This window comes from Neoroseomonas terrae (genome assembly GCF_018129025.1).
Lineage (GTDB): Bacteria > Pseudomonadota > Alphaproteobacteria > Acetobacterales > Acetobacteraceae > Neoroseomonas > Neoroseomonas terrae.
In genome coordinates, this window is the sequence record NZ_JAAEDI010000033.1 from 26,413 (window position 1) to 48,060 (window position 21,648).

General features: G+C 64.8%; 17 protein-coding genes, 1 tRNA gene and 1 riboswitch. Of the genes, 5 read left to right on the forward strand and 13 right to left on the reverse strand.

Annotation, left to right across the window (positions count from 1 at the left end; all coding sequences use genetic code 11):
- Positions 1-131 precede the first annotated feature (131 nt).
- The 3 genes from guaB to GXW78_RS24060 all read right to left on the reverse strand — a co-directional run bounded on the left by guaB (position 132) and on the right by GXW78_RS24060 (position 3,781).
- The gene (gene guaB / locus GXW78_RS24050) at positions 132-1,637 is read right to left on the reverse strand and encodes an IMP dehydrogenase (protein WP_211871452.1); all 1,506 of its coding nucleotides are present in this window, start codon (positions 1,635-1,637) and stop codon (positions 132-134) included.
- A 393-nt stretch (positions 1,638-2,030) separates the two neighbouring features.
- Entirely contained in the window at positions 2,031-2,705 is a 675-nt protein-coding gene (locus tag GXW78_RS24055) for an RlmE family RNA methyltransferase (RefSeq protein WP_211871453.1), read from the reverse strand.
- A 14-nt stretch (positions 2,706-2,719) separates the two neighbouring features.
- Positions 2,720-3,781, reverse strand: a complete 1,062-nt coding sequence (locus GXW78_RS24060) for a Ppx/GppA phosphatase family protein (RefSeq protein ID WP_211871454.1) — start codon at positions 3,779-3,781, stop codon at positions 2,720-2,722.
- Between the two features lie 172 nt (positions 3,782-3,953).
- Here GXW78_RS24060 and GXW78_RS24065 point away from each other — a divergent pair.
- Positions 3,954-4,027: transfer RNA gene (locus GXW78_RS24065), tRNA-Gln, on the forward strand.
- Positions 4,028-4,091: 64 nt separating this feature from the next.
- The gene (locus GXW78_RS24070) at positions 4,092-6,062 is read left to right on the forward strand and encodes a DUF6538 domain-containing protein (protein WP_338147834.1); all 1,971 of its coding nucleotides are present in this window, start codon (positions 4,092-4,094) and stop codon (positions 6,060-6,062) included.
- A gap of 107 nt (positions 6,063-6,169) precedes the next feature.
- Here the strand turns inward: GXW78_RS24070 and GXW78_RS24075 are convergent, their stop codons facing one another.
- The 6 genes from GXW78_RS24075 to GXW78_RS24100 form a co-directional block, all read right to left on the reverse strand.
- Positions 6,170-6,775, reverse strand: coding sequence for a hypothetical protein (locus GXW78_RS24075; RefSeq protein ID WP_211871456.1), 606 nt, complete (start codon positions 6,773-6,775; stop codon positions 6,170-6,172).
- A 57-nt stretch (positions 6,776-6,832) separates the two neighbouring features.
- Complete coding sequence (locus GXW78_RS24080; RefSeq protein WP_211871457.1) at positions 6,833-7,069, reverse strand: hypothetical protein; 237 nt, start codon at positions 7,067-7,069, stop codon at positions 6,833-6,835.
- A 2-nt stretch (positions 7,070-7,071) separates the two neighbouring features.
- Positions 7,072-7,281, reverse strand: a complete 210-nt coding sequence (locus GXW78_RS24085; RefSeq protein ID WP_211871458.1) for a hypothetical protein — start codon at positions 7,279-7,281, stop codon at positions 7,072-7,074.
- A 137-nt stretch (positions 7,282-7,418) separates the two neighbouring features.
- Positions 7,419-8,459: a hypothetical protein gene (locus tag GXW78_RS24090; protein WP_211871459.1), complete on the reverse strand. Its 1,041-nt coding sequence runs from the start codon at positions 8,457-8,459 to the stop codon at positions 7,419-7,421.
- 324 nt (positions 8,460-8,783) lie between these two features.
- The gene (locus GXW78_RS24095; protein ID WP_211871460.1) at positions 8,784-9,446 is read right to left on the reverse strand and encodes a hypothetical protein; all 663 of its coding nucleotides are present in this window, start codon (positions 9,444-9,446) and stop codon (positions 8,784-8,786) included.
- 521 nt (positions 9,447-9,967) lie between these two features.
- Complete coding sequence (locus GXW78_RS24100; protein WP_211871461.1) at positions 9,968-10,606, reverse strand: recombinase family protein; 639 nt, start codon at positions 10,604-10,606, stop codon at positions 9,968-9,970.
- A 429-nt stretch (positions 10,607-11,035) separates the two neighbouring features.
- On the opposite strand from GXW78_RS24100, the gene GXW78_RS24105 reads away from it, so the two are divergent.
- On the forward strand, positions 11,036-11,530 hold the full coding sequence (locus tag GXW78_RS24105; protein ID WP_211871462.1) for a hypothetical protein: 495 nt from the start codon (positions 11,036-11,038) through the stop codon (positions 11,528-11,530).
- Between the two features lie 30 nt (positions 11,531-11,560).
- On the opposite strand, the gene GXW78_RS24110 is transcribed toward GXW78_RS24105, so the two are convergent.
- Positions 11,561-14,242, reverse strand: a complete 2,682-nt coding sequence (locus tag GXW78_RS24110) for an AAA family ATPase (RefSeq protein ID WP_211871463.1) — start codon at positions 14,240-14,242, stop codon at positions 11,561-11,563.
- Positions 14,243-15,746: 1,504 nt separating this feature from the next.
- Between GXW78_RS24110 and GXW78_RS24115 the strand changes: the two genes are divergently transcribed.
- Together GXW78_RS24115 and GXW78_RS24120 are read left to right on the forward strand one after the other, a co-directional pair.
- Entirely contained in the window at positions 15,747-16,142 is a 396-nt protein-coding gene (locus GXW78_RS24115) for a hypothetical protein (RefSeq protein WP_211871464.1), read from the forward strand.
- Positions 16,143-16,695: 553 nt separating this feature from the next.
- Entirely contained in the window at positions 16,696-16,938 is a 243-nt protein-coding gene (locus GXW78_RS24120) for a hypothetical protein (protein ID WP_211871465.1), read from the forward strand.
- A gap of 813 nt (positions 16,939-17,751) precedes the next feature.
- Here GXW78_RS24120 and GXW78_RS24125 read toward each other — a convergent pair.
- The 3 genes from GXW78_RS24125 to GXW78_RS24135 form a co-directional block, all read right to left on the reverse strand.
- Positions 17,752-19,134 carry an L-serine ammonia-lyase gene (locus GXW78_RS24125; protein ID WP_211871466.1) on the reverse strand — a complete coding sequence of 461 codons (1,383 nt, stop codon included), beginning with the start codon at positions 19,132-19,134 and terminating at the stop codon, positions 17,752-17,754.
- Between the two features lie 93 nt (positions 19,135-19,227).
- Positions 19,228-20,268, reverse strand: coding sequence for a 5-methyltetrahydropteroyltriglutamate--homocysteine methyltransferase (locus GXW78_RS24130; protein WP_211871467.1), 1,041 nt, complete (start codon positions 20,266-20,268; stop codon positions 19,228-19,230).
- A 65-nt stretch (positions 20,269-20,333) separates the two neighbouring features.
- The gene (locus GXW78_RS24135) at positions 20,334-21,317 is read right to left on the reverse strand and encodes a Bug family tripartite tricarboxylate transporter substrate binding protein (protein WP_211871468.1); all 984 of its coding nucleotides are present in this window, start codon (positions 21,315-21,317) and stop codon (positions 20,334-20,336) included.
- A gap of 130 nt (positions 21,318-21,447) precedes the next feature.
- A riboswitch (cobalamin riboswitch) is annotated at positions 21,448-21,647 on the forward strand.
- Position 21,648: the final 1 nt, after the last annotated feature.

Genomic DNA, 21,648 nt, shown 5'->3' on the forward strand with positions numbered 1-21,648 from the left:
GCGCCATGGCGCCGGAAGCCGCTCAGGCGCCGAAAGGACGAGGCATCTTCGCCCGCCCGGCCGCTACCGCCCGGACAGGATCTGCCCCCGCCCGCGAGCATGGCCGAGACGGCGATGCGCCGCCAGCCGGGCTACCCCTCGGCGCGGTAGTTGGGCGCCTCGCGGGTGATCGCCACATCGTGCACATGGCTTTCGCGCAGCCCTGCCCCGGTGATGCGCCGGAACCGCGCATTCGCCTGGAGCTCCGACACCGTTCCGCAGCCGGTGTACCCCATCGCCGCACGCAGGCCGCCGACCATCTGGTGCACCACCGTGCCCACCGGGCCCTTGTAGCCGACGCGCCCCTCGATTCCCTCGGGCACCAGCTTCAGCGTGTCCTGCACCTCGGCCTGGAAGTACCGGTCGGCCGACCCACGCGCCATCGCGCCCAGCGAGCCCATGCCCCGGTACGACTTGTACGACCGGCCCTGGTAGAGGAACACCTCGCCCGGCGCCTCATCCGTGCCGGCGAAGACCGAGCCCATCATGGCGCAGTCGGCGCCGGCCGCGATGGCCTTGGCAAGATCACCCGAGGTGCGGATCCCGCCATCGGCGATCACCGGCACGCCCTTCTCCCGCGCCGCCGCGGCACTTTCCATCACGGCCGTCAGCTGCGGCACGCCCACCCCCGCCACGATGCGCGTCGTGCAGATCGACCCCGGCCCGATACCGACCTTCACCGCATCCGCGCCGGCCTCGATCAGCGCCAGCGCGCCTTCCGGCGTCGCGATGTTCCCGGCCACGACCTGCACGGAATTCGACAGCCGCTTGATGCGTTCCACCGCCTGCATCACCCCGCCCGAATGGCCGTGCGCGGTATCGACCACGACGACATCGACCTCGGCGGCGACCAGCAGCTCCGCCCGGCGGAACCCGTCCTCCCCCACGCCGGTCGCGGCGGCGACGCGCAGCCGGCCCATCGCATCCTTCGACGCATTCGGGTTGGCCTGCGCCTTGTCCATGTCCTTCACGGTGACGAGGCCGACGCAACGATAGGCGTCATCTACCACTAGCAGCTTCTCGATCCGGTGCTTGTGGAGCAGCGCCCGCGCCTCATCCGGCCGCACCTCGGGGGAGGTCGTGACCAGGTTCTCCCGCGTCATCAGCTCATAGACGCGCAGGTTCGGGTCGGTCGCGAACCGAACGTCGCGATTGGTCACGATGCCGACCAGCCGGCCCGACCCGCGCTCGACCACCGGGATGCCGCTGATGCGGTAGCGGTCCTGCAGTGCGCGGACCTCGGCCAGCGTCTGGTCCGGATGCACGGTGAGCGGATTCACCACCATGCCGGATTCGAACTTCTTCACCTGCCGCACCTGCGCCGCCTGCTCCTCCGGCGGCAGGTTCTTGTGGATCACGCCGATGCCGCCGACCTGGGCCATGGCGATCGCCATGTTGCCCTCGGTGACCGTGTCCATCGCCGCGGAGATCAACGGAATGTTGAGCGAGATCTCCCGCGTCATCCGCGTGCGCGTATCGGTCTGGGACGGCAGGACAGTGGAATAGGACGGCACCAGCAACACGTCGTCGAAGGCGTAAGCCTCCTCGATCATGCGAGTGCCGGGGCGGGGGGAGTCTTGCAGGGAGTCGGGAGCCATGGGGGACCTTTCAACGATCCGAACCTTGGCGAGCCCCCTTACTGCGGGGCGCCAGCCGGGGCAAGCGGCGGTTGCGTGGCGGCTGGGTTGCGCGAGGGGAAGGTTGGAAAGGTTGGGGGAGGAGAACCTCCCCCGAATCCCCCTCCCTCTTTTTGCTGAGTTGCGCGGAAGCGCTGGGGAGCAGGTCAGCCTCGATCGCAGACGAACCGCGGCCGCCCAGTCAGCGCCAGCCGCACGGCGACGGGGACGCCGCTTTGCGAGAGGACCCGACATTCGTCACGGCGTGTCCTACGGATTATGCCTGTTCGATCAGCCGTGAACCCGCCTCTGACCAACGCCTTCATCCGCGTCTGCACTTTGTCCAAAACAGCACACGTTGATGTGAGCGGCCGGTCACCCCCGGAACCCGGTCGCCACCACATACAGTTCGGCACTGTCCTTCCGGCTCGCCGGCGGCTTCATGTGGCGCACCACCGCAAAATCCCGCTTCAGCGCCGCCAGCATCTCCGCCTCGGTGCCGCCCTGCAGCACCTTGGCGATGAAGGCGCCCCCCGGCGCCAGCACCCGCCGCGCGAAATCGAGCGCGATCTCTGCCAGCCCCATGATGCGCAGATGGTCCGTCGCCTGGTGCCCCGTGGTGTTCGGCGCCATGTCGGACAGCACCGCATCCACCCGCCCGCCCATTGCCTCCAGCGTGCGGTCCTCCGCCTCCTGCTCGGTGAAGTCGCCCTGCAGCACGGTCGCCCCCTGCACCGGGTCCATCGGCAGGATGTCGATGCCGACCACCTGCCCGCGCGGCCCCACCGCGGCCACCGCCACCTGGGTCCATCCGCCCGGTGCCGCGCCGAGATCGACCACCCGCATCCCCGGCTTCAGCAGCTTCAGCTTCTGATCCATCTCCAACAGCTTGAACGCCGCACGGGACCGGAACCCCTGCTCCTTCGCCGCCTTCACGTAAGGGTCGTTCAACTGCCGCGTCAGCCAGCGCTGGCTGGCCGTGCTGCGCCCCTCCGCGGTCTTCAGCCGCGTGGACATGCCCCGGCCGGTGCCGGGCGGTTGCTTCGCCATCGGGTAAAGTCCTTCTAGCGCCCGGCGCGGCGGCGGGGCGCGGCGCGCTCGGCGCGCATCATCCGGGTCAGCATGCCTTCGCGCAGCCCACGGTCTGCGACCGTGATCCGCGGCGTCGGCCATACCCGCCGGATCGCGGCATACACCGCGCAGCCCGGCAGCACGAACTCCACCCGCTCCGGGCCAACGCAGGGGTGCTGCGCGAGCCCTTCCCGCCCCAGCGCGAACAGGTCGCCGAGCGCGAGGTCCGCCGCCTCGCATTCCAGCGTCTTGCCATCCACCAGCGGCCGCTTGTAGCGCGGCAGCGCCATCGCGACGCCGGCCAGCGTCGTGACCGTGCCCGAGGTGCCCATCAGCCGCACCCCGCCAGCCCGGATCTCCTGCCCGATGCAATGCACACGGTCGAATTCCGCGAGGTGCAGCGCGACCTCGTCCACCACGTCGAAGAAGCCGCGTTGGGTGAAGCAATCCTGACCCGCGCGCTCGGCCAGCGTCACCACGCCGAGCGGTAGCGACAGATACGCGATCAGTTCCGGCGGCCCGGCCCCCGGGACGCGGATCCAGGCGATCTCCGTGCTGCCGCCGCCGATGTCGAACAGCAGCGCGCGGCGGTCCTCCGGCTCCAGCAGCGGTGCGCAGGATTCCATCGCCAGCGCCGCTTCCTCCCGCGCCGAGATGATGCGCAGCCTCAGCCCCGTCTCCGCTGCGATCCGCGCCAGGAAGGCCGGCCCGTTGGCGGCCCGACGGCAGGCTTCGGTCGCCACGGCCTCGAATCGCCGCACCGGTCGGCGTGCCAGCTTCTCCGCGCAGGCGCGCAGCGCCGCAGCCGCCCGGTCCATGGCGCCCTCGGCGAGCCGACCGGTCTGCGCCAGCCCCTCCCCCAGCCTGACGATGCGGCTGTACGAATCGACAACCCGGAAGCCCGAACTTGTAGGCGCCGCGACCAGCAACCGGCAGTTGTTGGTGCCGAGATCGATCGCTGCATACGCCGGCGCGCCGTGGTCCGCGCGCGCGTACACCGGCGCCGCCAGGTCTGGCGGGGCGGCGGGGATGTGGCGGGCGTAGCTCTCGGTCATTGCAGGGTCCGGACCGGCGCGGCAGCGTCCGGGCGCGCGGTCATGATCCGGAGATGTAGGGACCGGGGCAAGCGCTTTCCACGCCCGCGCGATCGTGAGCGGCTCCGGACGGTGTTGCCGGACCCGTCCTGCGGTGCTACATGCGCGCCCCCGGCCAATGGTCGGGCCCGCTTGGGGGATAGTTTAACGGTAAAACTCCCGACTCTGACTCGGGCATTCTTGGTTCGAATCCAGGTCCCCCAGCCACCGTCGCCGAACCCATTGATCTAGTGAGCCTTTCAGCCCTGGCGCAGCGCCGGGAGCACCGAAAGTGCCCGATACTGTCCCACCATGGTCCCACCATGCGGGCGCACATGTAGCGCGCCGGGGTTGCATCTATCGCTATCGCAGGCGACTACCCGGTGAGGCGCGAGGGCGTGAGGTCGTGGTCAGCCTTCGCACGCGCCGGTTCCGCGAGGCTGAGCACCGCGCCGCCCTGCTGGACCGGGAGTTCAGTGCGGCGCTGGCGAGGGCACGGCAGGCGATGGGAGACAATACCGACCTCAACGCGACGCTGCGGGCCAACCTGCGCGACGTGCTGGGCCGAGACGCCCTCGCAAGCGATCCGGCATCGCTACCCGCGCAGGGGAGAGCGGCACCGGCACCCGCGCCTGCTGAGGCAGCCCCGTCTGCCAGCACCGGTGGCCCGCTCGCCTCAACGATGGTCGAACCGCACTTTCAGCGCCGGGCGACGATCGATCGGACGCGCCATCAGGTCATCGGGCAGGAACGGAACACGTTACGGCTGTTCTTCGAGGTGTGCGGCGACCGGCCGCCGGCCGACTACCAGCGCGGCGACGTGACGCAGTTCCTTGGCACGCTGCGGAGGATGCCGGCGCTCTACAATCGGTCCCGCACGGCACCGCCAAAGAGCGTCGCGGACATCATCGCAGAGGCCGATGCGAGTCAGGCGGACCGCCTGACAGACAAGACAGTGAAGCGCCATCTCACGGCGCTTTCGCAGTTCTTCCGCTTCGCGCTGGATGAAGGGAAGATCAGCGTCGCCGCGCACGGCGAGCTTGTGAAAGGCCACCGCTTCAAGGCGTCGAAGAACGCGCGTGATCAGCGCGACGCATGGGCGCCAGAGGAGCTAACGGCGCTGTTCAAGACGCCCGTCTGGTCAGGCCGTGACGCTGCCCGCGCGACCCAGCCGGGCCCGCACATCATCCGCGATGCGAAGTTCTGGCTCCCCATCCTCGCACTGTTCCACGGCGGCCGACTGGAAGAGTTCGCGGACCTCTACGGGCGCGACCTTCAGTGCGACGCGGGGACATGGTTCCTCAACATCGTGGAGACGGAGGCCGACGAATCGACCGGCAGGAAGGGCCGCAGCCTTAAGACAGGCAACGCCACTCGTGCCCTGCCCCTGCATCCTGAGGTGATCCGCCTGGGCTTCGTGCAGTATGCACAGGAGAATGCGCCGAACCCCGATGATCCGCTGTTCCCTGACCTGCCGCCACAAGGGAAGGACGGTCGGCGCGGAGCACGCTTCACGCGGGACTTCATCTACTACCGCCAGCAAGTCGGCGTGTATCGACAGGGCGTGGGCATGCACGCCTTCCGACACACGGCCATCACGCGCCTCACCGACGCCATCACGGATTTCCAGCAGAAGCGCCACCGCGATTACCTCATGGGCCACGGGGGCAGCGGGACCGAGGGTGACGTGCGCTATGACAAGGGGCCGGGCCTCAAGGCGGTGGCCGCGACGTTGGCCTTGTTGCGCTATCCCGAGATCGACCTATCGCATCTGCATGTCCATCCGGCGCCTGAGGTTGATGCCGGCGCGGTCATCACGCCGCGTCAGTATGATGACCCCACCGAGGGAGATCGCCAGCCACGCCCGCCGACAGAGAGCCATGAAGAACAGCTCGCGCGGATCGCCCGCGAGTTCTACGAGTATGAACTTCGCCTGGATGCCGAGGAACGCCTTGCCGCCAAAGGCCCATCAACGCGGGCATTTCTACAGGCGGCCGGCTTTGTCGAAGTGAACGAGGGCATCGCCCGACGTGGTCTCGGCTTCGGTAACGAAGATGGCCGGGTGCTGGTCGCTGACTTCGCAGACAAGGTCTGTGCCAGGGAGGGGATACCTCGAAAAGGCCAAGGGCGACTCGCGCTCGATCAGGCCCTCTTGCGAGCGTTGGTCGAGGTGCAGAAGCGCGCCCGCGAGCGAGACGGCGCTGATTTCTCTGGGAAGCCGTCGGACCCGCTCTTGCTGCCAGAGAAGGACAAGCGTCGCTAGCGGCTTCTGGGAGTCCGTTGGACGGAACCTGAGACTTCTGGGCCGGAGGTAGCGGGCGAGCGCGTGGAAGGCGCCAGGGCGACTCCTGGCGCGCTCCCTGCGGGGTGTCAGTGTTTGGTGCCGGCGCTGGAGGCAGGCCCGATGATCTCCATGGTGACGGCCTCAGCGCCCGGCGGCTCAAACAGCACCACCGCATCCTCATTGCGATCGGTGCAAACGAATGCGATGTCAGTCTTCTTCACGCGGGTAGTGACGATGGCCGGGCTGGGAACACTGATACCCCGATGCCCTGCGGCGAAACCTACCGCTACGTCGCGCCGCAGCGTCCAGGCTAGGCCGAGAGGGACCGTCGCAGACTGACCACGATAGACCGTGACCTCGTCCGGCAGCGCGTCATAGGCCGCCCGATCGGTCGGCTCCATGCACCCTGGCGACCATGCGGCGCGGAGCTCCTCGAACCAAATGATATAGTCGTCGAGCGGGATTCTATCGAATCCTGACCACTCATCCGCGATAAGGCGCCAGAAGAGTGCGTCATCTGCATTTGCCATATTGTAATACAGCGCCAATAATTCTACGGGCCGCTCGGTCGAGTTGCACCAACGGAACAGGAAGTCGGGGATCGCGGCGGCATCGCCCGACTCCACCAGTGCCTCTCGCGCCTCACGATACCGCTCGAACTCGGCTTCGAGGCTTGGAAGTTTATACGTCATGGTCGTGCTCGTCGGTGTAAGTGATGAGGATCGGCTCGGCGGGGTCGAGGGGTTCGGTCACTGGAACGCCTCGGGGTTCATGGTCAGGGGCCGGGCGGCCCAGTCGGGATCGGGATCGGGCACCGGGTCGAGCGTCACGATGATGAAGCGATCCTGGACGTGCCCGATCATGATGTGGCCGTAGTGCGCGCTGCGCCCGACCGAGATCGGCCATCTTCCGTCGAGCATGATGGTTTCGACGCTGGTGAGGTCATCGACGATCGCGCTGTAGGTAGCGGCGCTGATGTGCTCCACCCTCACGGTGCGGGCACCTGGACAGTGTCGGGGCTGCCATCTTGGATGAGATAGACCTCGCTGCCGCCGCCCGGCTGGATGGTCGAGACCATGCCAAGAACTGGATGAAGCAGATCCAGGCGCAGGCTGGATGGCCGGTCATCGTGAAGCAAAATCTCGGACGCTGATATGATATCGGCGGCATATCCGAAATTGATCAAAGAAATATCCACTTACTCTCTCCTAATTTGCGGACGGTTAGATAATAAGACAGATGCTGCAGATAGAAAATCCTATTTCATAGATTTTATTTGGTGACTTTCTACTGCGGGCATTAGTCAGCGATGACTTATCTCTTCCGTTGGGCACTTCATGGTGGGCCTGTAGCTTGGGCTGGCGGTTGATGGTCGGCGTCGGCCACCTGGGCGTGGTTTTGGTGTTCGAGGTGGGGATGCGGCTGCGTGAGGGTGTGCGCCGATGATTTAGTGGCGCTGGTGATCTGCGGGGCGGCGGTGGTTGGCGTGTTCGACGTGGCGCTCGTGTTCGCGTTTTCGACGGGGCTGGCCGCCACCTGGGCGGGTTTGGGCATGGGTGCGCCGGCTTCCTGCCGGGCTTCGCTCATGGCACGTAGCTTGGCTTGCCGTGCACGGAACGGCTGGATGGGGTCGGCCAGCGTCGCCGTGTCGGTGTAGCCGGCTTTCTGGCGGGCTTCTTTGCTGATGCTCGGGGCAATGATGACGCGCGGCCCGTGGATCGTCCCCTGGGGCTCGCGGAGGTGGTTGGGGTGGAAGCGGTCACGCAGGATCGGATCGAGACCCGGGGCAGCCTTGGGGGTCGTCAGCACTGCATGCGCGGTCGCGTCGTCGCAGCCCTTCAGGTGGTAGGTGAGGGCCCGGTGAGCGTTGGTGTCGCCAAGGAGTGCCGGTTCGATCTTGATTGGCGTGTAGGTGGCGTTGCGAGCGGTCTTCCAGCGAAACCGGCGCTTGAAGACGCTGACAAAGCGTCCGTGGAAGAAGGCGCGCTCAGCGTCGTTCGTCGGGCTGTGCAAAAGAACGTTCGCGTGCAGGCCATGGCCGCCGCAGGACGGGTTCTCCAACGTGATGGTGTAGGCGGGTGCAACGCCGAGCCGGGTGGCGGTGAACTCGACTGCGTTCTCGACGGCGGTGGCGAACATCCTGGTCGCCGCCCTGGTGGTCCTGCCCCGAGGGACGAACCATGCCCCCTGGGCGTCGATCGTCACACTGGTATTGAGCGGCGTGCCCTGCACGGCGGCGAAGTGGAAGGCGTTGATGGCGTCCAGGAACTCGGGCGCGGTGATGGCGGTCGAAGGTTGGGGCTTGCCCCTGGGAGTGGTGCGGCGCCCTGTTGATGGGCGCTTGGTTGGTGGGCTTGGTTTAGATGGCGATGGCATGATGGTTGGATTGCTGTTCCTGTTTGGTGGTTCCCCTTCTCTACTAACTCTTACTTACTAGCCGCGCTCCGCGCGGAACCTCCTGTCGGCAGCAAAGCCAAGGAAAAGTTGGCGTTCAGCCGATCCCATAAGCGTGTCGAACCCTGAAAATAAGGGACGGATACGGAATGAACTGGCATGGTGGAGCGCGTGGTCGTGGCATGCGGCTACTATAGGCGAGAGGGGTCGAACTTGCCCCGACTTGCAAATGTGTCGGGAATTTCAACCCCGGGTTGTTTCCGGGTCGGGTTGCCGGTCGGTCTGCATTTTCTAGGACTTCGGTCGTCACGGGGCCGCACCGAGCACGGTCGCCTCGTCGCCCTCGATCACGACCTCATCGGCTCCGGGATCGGCGGTCTCGTCGGCGCTATGGTCCTGCGTCCCCGGGCGGGTGATTGCGTCCTCTTCCTCTTGCTGCCGCCGCACGTCGGCCACCTCGGCCGGGGTCATCTCCTTCACGACAAGCTCAGGCGGATCACCGTCATGAACACTGCCCCTGAGATCGAGACCAAGGGCAACGAACCGTGCCGTGCGCGTGCGGCTGATGATGGCGGCGGCGCTGTCGAGAGCGCGGAGGACGGCGGCAGCGGATGCGATCTCCCCAGACGCAGCCTGCTCGGCTGCGGCCATGGCTAGGGCTTCGATGCGGGTGGCGTTCTTGTAGGTCTCATCCCGCGTCCAGCGGACACGTGCCGCAGTGTCGGGATGCTCAGGCATTACGTCTGACAAAATGCGGGCGCTGACGGCTGTGGCTATCGCAGCGCTCGCGGCACCTCTCTTCGCGCCGAGGCGCAGGAGGGCAGCCTGCACCCCCCTCCTGGACATGGAATACTTCGCAGCCAGGTCTTCGGCGGTGACGGTGCCCGACTCCCAGAGGGCCTTCATTGCTCCTTCGTCCGCTGGCAAGAGGCGACGGTAGCGGCGGGCGGTGGTCGGCTCGGATGTCATGCGGACGATGCGGCGCGCGACGGCAGCGCCATGTCCGTTCGGAGATCAGCCCAGGCGGCGTCCCATCGAGGATCACTCTTCACCCAGGTGAAGAATCTCGGAGGGCAGTTCCGAAAGATACCCTCGCGACAGAAGAGGGAGGCCATAGCATTCGGGAAGAGACCAGCGCCGTCGGCGATGTCCTCAAGGGAGGCAATGCCCGTGGCGTGGGAGTAAGCACACCAAACGAATATGGTTGGTGTCAGTTCTGGGGCGCCAATGGCGGGCTCGTTGAGCTTGGGCACTGTGGTCGTCTCGCTGCAATTGTGCTGTGTGCCCTATTCTACCACGCATTCATTGCGCATCTCAATATTTGATACAAATCTCATGTGCCGACCCGGACCGGAATGCCAAGGGTTCTGCCGGGTGCAGCGATCCAGCCGGCAAATGCCCGACTGTGGCCGGCCCTTGAGCATGGGCGTTGGGAGCGCCACGGCCGGCAATGCCAACCGCCGCGCTGCATCCCGCCAGCCCACGAGCATTCACATGCCCCAGAGGGCTAAAGCCTTCTCCGCGCTGCTGGGATCGGCCTGGATGCGATAGACCGCCTGACGAGACAGGCCGGCCTCCCTGGCAACGGACGCGATCGCCTTGCCTTGCGCGAGCATGTCATGGACCAGGGTCAGAGCCTTCCGGTCATATTCCGGCTTGCGGCCCCTGTAGGCCGTGCGATCGGTCTGTGCCTTGGCATGGGCGATGCCGGCCTTCTGGGCTTCCTTGGTGGCCTCTGCCTGCGCTTGCGCGGTCGCGGCGAGGAACCCGATCAGGGCGTCGCGAACGGCCATCTGGACGGGGTCGGTCGTCGCGCCGTCGAACACCATCCCATTAATGATGGTCCGCACGATGATGCCCTTGCGGATAAGTTCGCGCAGGTTGTCCGTGATGTCGTTGTAGTCGCGACCCAGCCGATCGACCCAGCGCACGACCAGGGTGTCGCCGGCCCGCAGCATGTCGAAGAGTCGGCGACCGTTCGGCCGGTCGCGAAGCTTCATGGAGACGCCGGAGACGCCCTCATCGAAGACGACATGGTCGAACTGGAAGCCGGCCTTCTCAGCTTGGGTCCGCTGGTGGGCGATGGTCTGTTCGGCGGTGCTGACCCGACCGTAGAGGATAATCGCCATGGATGCCGCCGCCCGTCCGTTGAGATGATGTCCATTTGTATATTCGTCCAAATGGAGAAGGTCAACCCTAGCGGACATTCCCTACGGGCGATTTCAGGACGTCCACTGAGGTATACTCTAACGGACGGCGGCAGCCACGCACGGCTGGGCAGCAAGTGCCGTGCGGAACGCGCCGGCCGGCGCCTATGGCTCTGTCTTGATGCGTTTCGCGCGTGAAAACTCGGGCGTTGACGATCCAGCCCACGTGTGACGGGGCCACGGCTTAGCGATATCGCGGCAGCGCTTAATGATGCGCCCCATCCGAGCTTCAAGAGCGCTATATCGCCGAGCATAGAAGGGCAGTTCCGCCCCCTCTCTCTGAGTGGCAGTCTGTCGGGGACGACACCGCGATAACATAGAAACCAAAGAGCATTTGCGAAGGGACCTTCAATGCATCCAGTCGATTTGATTAATCTAAAGCGAAATCATATTCAGCGCCTAGCAAATCAAAATGGAGCCGCTGGAGAGCAGGAAATTCTTTCTTCAAATAGGAATTTGGTAGCACGCCCAAAAGGACACGGACTTAACGTCCTAATGAACGCATTGAAAGAAAGTGGAATAATTATTAAACGATCGAGTTTCGATGCAATTTCCATTCCGGCGGGAGTTAGTGTAGATTTTCGCGACATGGCATCCGTAAAAGAGGCACTATCAAAATTAGTCTTTGTCGAACTCAAGACCGCAAATCAAGCGCGAGTTCGGCCCGATTTTTCCGGATTCTTTTTCGCTTTCACCGAGGGGGAGATTCTGGCATCGGAAGCGCTGGGGCCGAGGCACCGGGTCATGTTATTTAACAAAGCAACTGGCGCTACGCTCCTAACCTCAGTCCCTGAGGTTCTTGCAAAAGCGAAATCGACTAATTGGCAAGTTTCAATCCAGCTGTAGATGCTGTTACGTCCAGATCAGATTGAGCGTTCAAGCAATTGTTGCGACAGGGGGATTCTCTTTCTTCTTTCGCCGCTTCTCCGCCTCCTTGGATCGATCCGTAATAACCGATCGGAACTGTTCGATCTCCTTCAATTCTAATCTCATTTCAGCTGGAGTCGGCGTAACTACCTGTTTCGGAGCGGCGCTGTCGTGTCCTGATCGTTCGGAAACGCGTTTCATCGCCCAATAGATCTTCCCATAGTCGTCATCCTCAACGACGACGGTCTTAAGGCTCAGCGTTTTGACATCGGTGTTGAAGCGCTCGACGACCTTCCCTAGAAGCACCTCTTCCACGAGCCGTTCCCATGTTTCTCGCAGATCAGTATAAAAATCCTTCACAACTCGCCGATATTCTTCGGTGTTAAAGTCCTGAAATTCCTTCTCGATTTGGTTTGGCCGCTTCTGAAGGGCAGCAATTCGAGTTGAAACCTTCTGAGTCGCCCAAGGTTCGTCACCCGAGACGACACCGAATCCCTCGCTTTCGGTTTTGGTGACGACCTGCTGATGCACTTTGACCTGTGGGTTGGCTGCGGCTGCGGCCTCCCTGACTTCGTTGAAGAACAGCATGTTGTGCGTGAAGATGATGATCTGCTTGCCCTTGCTTGCTTCCGCGACCAAACGCTGGGCGACTTTGCGAATGCGGATGTGATCAAGCGATGACACAGGATCATCGATCACCAGACCATGCATCGCCGTGTCAGCTTCGACCTCAGCGAGGAAGCACGCCAGAGCCAGCGCACGTTGCTCACCTTCGCTAAGCACTTCGCGATTGGGCGCTGCGACCTTTGCCTTCAGTCCGACTGAAAAGTAGCTGGCGCCGTCATCGCTTTTATCACTCACGGCAAACGGGAGATGCATAAGATCAAGATTCTCGATCTCCTTCTGTATACCCACCTGAAGGCCTGTCGCAACCACCCGACGGCGAACAGTCGTGATCAAGTTGGAGAGTTGAAGGTTACCGACGAGACTTAAGCATTTAGTGAGCTTCGCGTGCTGATCTAATGCATCACGGCGCGCCTTAATGACGCTCACGTTGTTCTTCATCCATTGCTTGTCTCTAAGAGATGAGAGGCGAGAAACCAATTTCGTTTTTTCAACATCATCGGTAGCTAGCGCAGCTTGCGCCAGTGCTTCATTTGACAGTGTCACGATTTCCGTTTTGACATCGGTTACGATCGAGGCGGGGAGTGCGGAAACCTCGGTGAAGTCGCCAGAGGTTGCTGCCTTCAGTAGGATGTTCCGATGAGCGATAGAGGCCTCGATGTATGCCTTGATGCCTTCGGCCAAGGCATTCCGTTCCGTGGACATGGCTGCGAACTCGGCCAAGTCCCGCTGCACCATCGCTTTCGAAGGAAGCGAGAGCTCTCTCAGCACAGTTAGCTCGCGCTCAAGTTCAACCTTGGTTTTTGAAGCAAGCTTGTTCGCCTCTCCGGCGATGAACTTCTTGAAGCGTTCGACCCGTGCGCTTGCCTGTGAGTCCAACGGCTGCTGGCAGAGCGCACAAAGGTCTCCTACTGCGTGGGGTAATTCGTCACCAAGGTCATTTGCGGCGATGTAGGCGCTCGCGAATTCAAACATCAGCTTCCACGGTTCCCGCCCCACCCCGGGAAGCGACTCGCTACTGAACCGCGTGTCCGCATCCATGTTAGCCGCAGTCGCAGCCGTCACGGCGGCATCCACTTTCGCCCTAAGATCGGCAGTGATGCTCGCCGCCAAGCTGACTTCGATGAGTTCGAGCGTCGCGAGAGTCGAAGTCAGCGCTGTGCCGCAGCGCTGATAACATGCGGCCATGGCAGCTGGATCTTGGGCAAGCGTTGTCACAAGCGATGCGAGTTCGTTTTCTTCGCAAGGTGTTAAGGTTGCGAGTTCCGCGATGTATTCCGGGGTTGGAAGAACCTTCCTCGGAAGCAGCGCCGCGATGACTTTCGTTGCGATCATCCCATCGGGCGCATACCCACCCGGGAGCGGCACCTTGATTTGACCGTCCAGAGCTTTTCGTTCAGCCGTGAACGTCGCATCCATTTCACTGCGGTGAGCAGCATGGCTTTCGAGGATCGCGATGTCGCGCGGAAGGAATGCGACACGGTTCTGCTTGTCGATGTAGAAACGCGCGTTGGAAGAGTCGAAGACAGAGATGTTGCGCAGCGCCTTCGGCGTGGGCGAGCCATCTGTCCATTGCTCTTCGGCGACGGGATCGCCGTCCTTCGCGATATAGCGGACCAAAGCGCGCGCTGACGGCTTGGTCCCTTCCTCGAATATATTGCCAAGTAGACTGTCTCTCGTCGCACTGCGGCAGAGAGCCTTGGTGATGCGACAGTAACCGCTCTTCCCCGTTCCATTGTCGCCGTAAATCAGGGTCACGCCATCGAGCGCAAAAGAGAGACGTTGGTCTCTGGCAAGCCGCCCTATGTGTTCAACAGGCCCAAGAGAGCATAGCACGGGACGCGAGGTATCAGCGCTCCCCGAACCTAGCTGATCTACACTTACAGCAGTGTAAGTGGGTGCCGGATCAACCAGAAATCCCGCGGCATGCCGGACGTTCTTCTCAATTTTATCTTTGTCCCCCTGGGACAGGACAAAGGATTCGGAGCTTGCGTGTCGTCGGAGGGCGTCGCCTACCCACGGCAACTGCTTTGATGACCAGTCGATGATATCGTTGTTCTCGGACATAGGTCGACATCATCAAAAAATTGAGAGACTGGGAAGTCCCTCATCCATATCGGGAAGTGGGCGACACGTCACTGGGATAGCGTGCCCCCGACCTGCCGTGGGGCTATCGAGGATCGCCCTGCTCAGGCGAACAGGCAGGGGACGGCGACGGCCATGAAGAACATCTGGCGCGCTTCTGACTTGTAGGCAGAAGGGGCTACCCTTCCGTCATCCCGAACTAGCAGGCCGCACGGGGACTCCACTTCGTCACCACATCGCCCCGCCGAACGACCAATCGCTGCCAAGTTCGATCTCGCTCGTATGAGATTCGAGCCCGTATCGACAGGTGAATGTGCCCGTCGCTAGGTAGCGACCTGACGGGCCATTCTGAACCGAAGCTATACCGCGCAGCACGAGCCTGTCGCCCTCCACCGTTTCGGACGGCGGGCCTCGGAACTGCAAGACCATCATGGGCGCCCCCGATCCGGCAGCGCGTGACAGAATGCCCCTCCTACACGCGTCTTGGGCTCCGAAACGAACAATGGCCGCGCGACGCTCAGCTTCCTGTCGCGTGAGCGTCGGTGTCCCCGCGTTCCCGCCGCCCGCACCCGTCGCCGCGGCACCCCCAGGTGCTGGCACGCGATCGTCTGCCAACGCGGGGAAAGCCAGCGCGACATACATCATGAGGGCCGCACGGCGCACGGCCTTAAGCTCGCAGATCAAGCGCGACAACGGCACTCTCCATGGTCGATTCTTTGACCTGCCGGCCCGTCGCTGAATGACGAAAAGTGACGCCGCCGAGCGTGGTTGATGCAGTCCAACCTTGCTTTTCAGCGTCCGAAATGAGCTTTCGCCAGCCGTCTGCGCCGGCGGGATAGCGTGGCCGGGCAACGGCCTCGGAACTCGCGTCCGCCCTAGGGCTCGCGTCAACGCTGGCGTTCAGGCTGGGAGGCATCCCCTGAGGCTCAGCAACGGCGCTGCCTCGCGCCAAACTCTCGATCGCCCGAGCAAAGCAATAAGGGATGATGACATAGGCCAACGCGAGCCCGGCGCCTGCTGCTTGCTGAGGCGCACTCACTGCGGCGAGGTGGACTTCAACGATTTGAAAGGCAGCAAGAGCGGCACCGATAAGGACCGCAATCCATGAGATTATAGAGATCAAATCAACCCCCGGCTTCCTAGCCACCCGACTACAGCACCCACGAGCGATTATGTCACGGGATGGTGAGCGGCTCGCCGACGCAGGCCGAACACCCCTCTCGCCCGGTTTGCTCGTTTCAGCTACACACTTTGCTCCACCAGCCGGCCGGCTGGCGCCTGAATGCCTTCATATTGCTGGGTTTGGTGGCGCTGCGGTGCACAATCCCCTCAGCTCCACCCCCCAACTCCTCAGGGCGCTGTGGTGCTTTGGCCCTACACGAATGTTCGTTCGTCTCTTTTTTTGATCTAAATGTGAGTATTTTGTGAATAGAAAGTCCCTTCCGGGCGCGCACTATCTAACACCTTCACCCCCGGGAGGCCGCCAATGGCCGTTCTATCGTCGCTATCCTTTGAGGCCGGGCCGCGGTCCCTCTCCAGCACCATCGGACGCCTTGATCTCTACGGCCGCATCACAGAGCGGCACCTGCGCTGGGCTTGGTTGGCGTTGGTGAAGGAAGGCCCCAGCCTTGAGATCATCGCCGGTCCTCTCGCGGTAACCGTCTCCTGGGGCAACATGGCGAACACAGACCCGGCGGCCCGTGTATGGGCGTGGCGGCGGGCCGAGGCGGCCGACGCCAGCCACCAGAGCATGCTCGAAGATGAGTGCGCGGACGTCCTGCCTGCACAACTGGCCTTCGAGGACCAGCGCCGCGAGCCTACGCGGTGCCCTTACCTCTCCGTCATTGAAGGAGGTCGGGCGGTTACCTCGGCCATCTCCTAAAAGCCTGCGGCGTCATCAGGGTGGCGTAGCGCCCAAAGGCGCTCGTAGGCCGCCACCAAGCTGTCTACGTCCTTGCGCCGGTTCGGGCTTGGTCCTGGGCGGGTCGCAATCCGCTCCAGCGTCCGCAGAAGTTCCCCGGCTACTTCCAGGTCGCGCTGATCGCAGGCGTGATGGAAGGCGACCAGTAACTTGTCGGAAAGCCGCCGGCCGCGCGTTCTAGGGGTCGCTGTCTCGCCGACTGTCCGCAGTTCCGGCCCGCCTCTGCCCGCACCGTCCACCACGGTTCCTCGCCCAGCCGATGAAACGTTACGGATATGAGTCTTACCGCTGACCGCCCGTGGCTCAAGGATGTCGCGGTCACATTCGCGGCAGACGTTCGGGCTCTCGTTCCCGGCCACTGGACTCCGTCCGGACTGCGGGATGCACCTGGATCGCTCGCCAGTGTTCTTGCTACGTTCTCTTTCCTGGGGCATCCTCCCGGGCATGTCGGACGTCCCCGCCGCCCAAACGCCCCGACCGCCCTCCACTCCACGCCCTACTGACCGCCGCAACGATGCGCCGGCTGGACCAAGTCCGGCAGATCGCCGTTGCCCGGGGAGACACCGCGCAGACGGTCACGGAGGACATGCGGGCCGTGCTTCTCGCCTGGCACCCCGCGTTGCCCCTGCCCATGATCGACAGCGTCGTCGCCATGCTGGAGGCAGACACCCAGCCCAACCCGCCGCAACACCGGGTAGTCCGCCGGTTCGCTCGCCGGCTTGGCTTCCGGTCCGCCGCTGGGGACGATGCGCCATGAAGCCCCGCCGGGGTGCAGTCTCGATGCTGGACGCGTCAGCGTCGGACGCTGCGGAGGCCGGGCAGTGGGTTGCGGTGGCGTGCCGCTGCGGGCACCGGACGGCCTTGGGGCCGCACCGGTATGGCGGGGCGACGTGTCGGCTGCGGGACTTGGCGCGGCTGCTCCGATGCCAGCAATGCGGGACACGGGGCGCGGTCAGGGTATGGCTGTCGGAGCGATAACGGCTGCCCCGCAATCCGCCTGGGAAGGCTGAGTTCAGCGAAGGAGACGCGTGCGCCGCCAGAGCACCGTCGATGCCGATCTCTGAACACCGCCGCCGGTGTGCACCTTCCTTCTCTTCGCTGCCTGCCCGATCAGAACCAGTGCCGGTTCATGCGGGCCAGGAACTTCGCATCCACCGCGCAGCCGGATGCATCGCCGATCACCGCATCCACGCCGCAAATGGGGCACAGCGCAGTTTGGCTGCCGTCCGTCCATGTCCTTGATGGCAGCGGGAGGAAAAGTCCCGCAGCAAGAGAAGCATCCACACAGCGAACTCGCCTCGATCTCTGCGCGGTGCAGAGCGGAACGGCCATGCGCTCGAATCTCGTCCTCGCCCATAAAGCCCCCCGTGCGACTGCTCGCCCGTCATATGCCCAGCACAACGGGATCTCACCGCGAGCGCTGCGCGGGCTATTGTCGCGCCTGCCGCACTGTCCCACCATGGTCACACCACCTACTCCAGCCGGGCCTTCCGGCTCAGTAGATCAATGGCTTATCGGCCGCACGCTGGGGGTCCAGGTCCCCCAGCCACTTCCCTCGCAGGCCCCGCGCTCAACACGCAATCGCGTTCACCGCCAGCCCGCCCTGCGACGTCTCCTTGTACTTCGACGACATATCGCGCCCGGTCTCGCGCATGGTTCGGATCACCTGGTCCAGGCTGACATGGTGGATGCCGTCCCCGTGTAGCGCGAGCCGCGCGGCGTTGATCGCCTTCGCCGCGCCCAGCGCGTTGCGTTCGATGCAGGGGATCTGAACCAACCCACCGATCGGATCGCAGGTCAGCCCGAGATTGTGCTCGAGCCCGATCTCCGCCGCATTCTCGACCTGGGCATTGTTGCCGCCGAGCGCAGCGGCGAGCCCCGCCGCAGCCATCGCCGAGGCGGAGCCGACCTCGCCCTGGCAACCGACCTCGGCGCCGGAGATTGAAGCGTTTCGCTTGATCAGCGACCCGACCGCTGCGGCGGCGAGCAGGAAGGTCTCAATGCCACGCTGGTCCGCGCCAGGGACGAAGGTGGTGTAGTAGCGAAGCACCGCCGGCACGATGCCGGCCGCACCATTGGTCGGCGCGGTCACGACGCGACCGCCGGCGGCGTTCTCCTCATTCACCGCGAGCGCGTAGAGATTGACCCAGTCCATGCCGAGCAGGGGATCCACCTCGTTGCGGCCCTCGCGATTGAGCAGGCGCTGATACAGCCCCGGGGCCCGGCGGCGTACATGCAGCCCGCCCGGCAATTCGCCGGTCTGCCGCAGGCCGCGGTCGATGCAGGCGCCCATCGCTGCCCAGATGCGCGCGATGCCCTCCGCGATCTCGGCGTCGTCGCGCGTGGCCCGTTCGTTCTCGCGTTGCAGCTCGGCGATGGACAGGCCCGCCGCCTCGGCCACGGCGAGCAAAGATGCCGATGTCTCGAAGGGATATGGAACGGCGGGGACGCCACCATCGTTGGACGCGCCGTCTTCGCCTTCCTCGACGATGAAGCCGCCGCCTACGGAAAAGAAGACGCGGCGGAGCGGCGTGCCCTCCCGCGGCATCGCCCGGAAGGCCAGCCCGTTCGGATGCTGCGGCAGGGATTCGCGCCGATGGAACAGGATGTCGGCATCCGGGTCGAAGCGCAGCGTCGTGCCGCCCGGCCCCGGCAATGCGCGCGTCTCCCGCAACCGCGCGATCATCCCGGGAACCGCATCGGGATCGACCGTGTCCGGCCGCTCCCCGAGCAGCCCGAGCATGACCGCCTGGTCCGTCGCATGGCCTTTGCCGGTGAGCGCGAGAGACCCGTAGAGATCGACGGCGACCGACACGAAGCCATCCGCCGGCAGTTCGGAGACGAAGCGCCGCGCGGCGACCATCGGGCCCACGGTGTGCGAGCTCGACGGCCCGATGCCGATGCGAAAAAGGTCGAAAAGCCCAACCCAGGCGGGCGATGCTGTGTCGGCCATGGCGGCGTCATGTCAGCCGCCATGGCCTCGTGACTCAAGCGAAAACCGCGAATCTTCGCTTATCAGGCCTCGACGGCCCGCTCGCCCGGCTCCCTACGCGCCGAGTTCCTTCCGTACGATCGCCGCGCCATCCGCGAGCGCCTTCAGCTTGGCGAAGGCGCGGTCACGCGGCAGGTACTTCATGCCGCAGTCAGGCGCCGGCACCAGCCGGTCGGCCGGCAGCACGCGCAGGCCGGCACGGATGCGCTCAGCGACCACCTCCGGCGTCTCCACCTCCTTCGTGCCGAGGTCGAGCATGCCGAGCATCACCGTCTTGCCCGGCAGATCCTTCAGGATACCGAGGTCGAGCTTCGGCTGCGCCGCCTCGATCGAGATCTGCTGCGCCATCGCGCCGGACAGCTCCGGCAGGAAGGAGTAGCCGCTCGGCTTGTCGTTCACCATCGCCGCATAGCCGAAGCATAGATGGATGACGGTGGTGCCCTCGATCCCCTCCAGGGCGCGGTTCACCGCAGTGATGGCGTAGCGGCGGGCTTCATCCGGGAAGGCCTGCATCCAGGGCTCGTCGAGCTGGATGACATCCGCGCCGGCGGCCTTCAGGTCGCGGATCTCCTCGTTCAGCGCGGCGGCGAAGTCCATCGCGAGCTCGGCATCGTCGCCGTAGAACTCGTTCTTCGACTGCCGTGTCATGGTGAAGGGGCCGGGCAGTGTGATCTTCACCTGGTGGTCGGTGTTGGCGCGGGCGAAGGCGACGTCGCGCACCTCGACCGGCCGGGCACGGCGCACACGCCCCGTCACGCGCGGCACGACGGTCGGCTTGCCGGTGCGGCCGACCACCTCCGCCGGCCTGTCGCGGTCGATGCCGTCCAGCGCGGATGCGAAGTGGTTGGAATAGCTTTCGCGCCGGATCTCGCCATCGGTGATGATGTCGATGCCGGCGCGTTCCATGTCGCGCATGGCGACCAGCGTCGCGTCGTCCTGCGCCCCGGTCAGGTGGTCCCCGGGGATGCGCCACAGTTCCGGCACCCGGACGCGCGGCACGAGCCGACCGCGCAGGATATCGTGATCGACCAGCCAGGCGGGTTGCGGATAGCTGCCGACGACGGTCGTCGGCAGGATGGGCAGGGGGCGTGTCATCGCGTTCTCTCCGGTGTGGTTCCGGGGCAGAAGAATGCCCCTGCCCCGTCGCTGCAAGTCGCGCGTCAGCCGGGCTCGATGCCGGCGGCGCGGATCACCTCGCGCCACTTGGCGACCTCTGCCACCGTACGCTCGCCGAGTGCCTCGGGCGTACCGCCCAGACCCTCGACGCCCTGATTGCGCAGCATCTCGACCGTGCTGCCTTCCTGAAGGAAGGCGTTGGTCGCGGCATTCAGGCGGCGGATGATCTCCTGCGGCATGCCGGCCGGCGCATAGACGGCCCACCAGCCTTCGACCACGAAGCCCTGCAGGCCGAGTTCCTGCATCGTCGGCAGGTCCGGCAGGTTGCGCGTACGCCGCGCGCCGGTGCCGGCGAGCAGGCGCAGCTTGCCGTCCTGTACGAACTGCATCAGCGGCAGCGAGTGGTAGAACATCGCGTCCACCTGCCCCGAGAGCAGATCGGTGATCGCCTGCGCGCCGCTGCGATAGGGCACGTGGATCGTGCGCGTCCCGGCCTTCTGGTCGAGCAGCGCCTGCGACAGGTGGCCGGTCGTGCCGTTGCCCGCCGAAGCGAAGGTCAGCGGCTGCGAACGGCGCTTCGCCAGTTCGACGAAAGCCGGGAAATCCGCCGGGCCGAGCTCGGGCCGCACCGCGAGCACCACGGGCGTTGTGACGAAGGCGGCGACCGGCGCGAAGTCGCGCACGGCATCGAAGCCCGGGTCGCGATAGAGGCTGGCATTCACCCCATGCGTGCCGCTTGTGCCGAGCAGGATGGTGTAGCCATCGGCCGGCGACTTCGCCACGGCCGCCGCGCCGATGTTGCCGCCGGCGCCGCTGCGGTTCTCGACCACCACGGTCTGGCCGATCGCCTGCGACAGCGCGGCGCCGAGCGCGCGGCCGAAGATGTCGGTGGTGGTGCCGGCGGCGAAGGGAACGACGAGCCGGATGGGCCGGTTCGGCCATGCCTGCGCCTGGGCGCCGCCCGCGGCGAGCGGCAGCGTCGCCAGACCCGCGAGCGCGGCACGGCGCGGCATGCTGACTGTGGTCATCCGGCGATTCCTTCGTTGTTCGCCCCGCCATCATGCCCTTCCGGCGCCCGCCGTGCCATGCCTGACGTCGCATTTTGATGATGATATAAGGATATGTTTAAATGACGTTGACTCGGCCGGTGGCGCACGGCATCCTCCGCCGTGTCGAGGTTCTCCGTCCGTCACGGCGGCGCGGAGCTAAGAGGGAATCCGGTGCGATGCCGGAGCTGCCCCCGCAACTGTCAGCGGTGAGCGGCTGCCCACCATGGTCACTGGGGCTCTCGCCCCGGGAAGGCCGGGCAGCCGCAGCGACCCGCGAGCCAGGAGACCTGCCCCGGCACATAACGTCCTC